This is a genomic window from Clostridium sp. CTA-17 (assembly GCF_054767895.1).
This window is the reverse complement of sequence record NZ_BAAABF010000029.1, coordinates 1-511: the sequence shown is the minus strand read 5'-3', so window position 1 is coordinate 511 and position 511 is coordinate 1. Positions and strand designations below refer to the sequence as shown.

Annotated in this window: 2 tRNA genes and 2 rRNA genes; all 4 read right to left on the bottom strand. The window is 45.1% G+C overall.

Features of this window, described 5'->3' with window-relative positions:
- Positions 1–76: transfer RNA gene (locus tag ACYUCG_RS15245), tRNA-Ala, on the bottom strand.
- A 5-nt stretch (positions 77–81) separates the two neighbouring features.
- A tRNA-Ile gene (locus ACYUCG_RS15240) sits at positions 82–158 on the bottom strand.
- A 5-nt stretch (positions 159–163) separates the two neighbouring features.
- Positions 164–282 (bottom strand): 5S ribosomal RNA (gene rrf, locus ACYUCG_RS15235).
- Between the two features lie 94 nt (positions 283–376).
- Positions 377–511 (bottom strand): 23S ribosomal RNA (locus tag ACYUCG_RS15230); the annotation flags it as partial.

The window sequence follows — 511 nt, the reverse complement described above, 5'->3', positions numbered from 1 at the left end:
TGGTGGAGGTAAGGAGATTCGAACTCCTGACCCCCTGCGTGCAAGGCAGGTGCTCTCCCAACTGAGCTATACCCCCAAAAATGGTGGACCTTCAGGGACTCGAACCCCGGACCTACCGGTTATGAGCCGGTTGCTCTAACCAACTGAGCTAAAGATCCATATTACCTGGCAACCACCTACTCTCCCACACAGTCTCCCGTGCAGTACCATCGGCCTCAATAGGCTTAACCTTCGTGTTCGGAATGGAAAACGGGTGTTACCCTAAAGAGCATCATCACCAGATGACATGTATATGTTATCAAATCTCTAATAATTTGTCAACATATTTTTGAAAGTTTTTATTCTTTCAAAATTGCACATAYTTAATTTACTATATTTGGTCAAGCCCTCGATCTATTAGTATCGGTCAGCTGAACATGTTACCATGCTTACACCCCCGACCTATCAACCTTGTGTTCTTCAAGGGATCTTACTAGCTTACGCTATGGGAAATCTCATCTTGAGGTTGGCT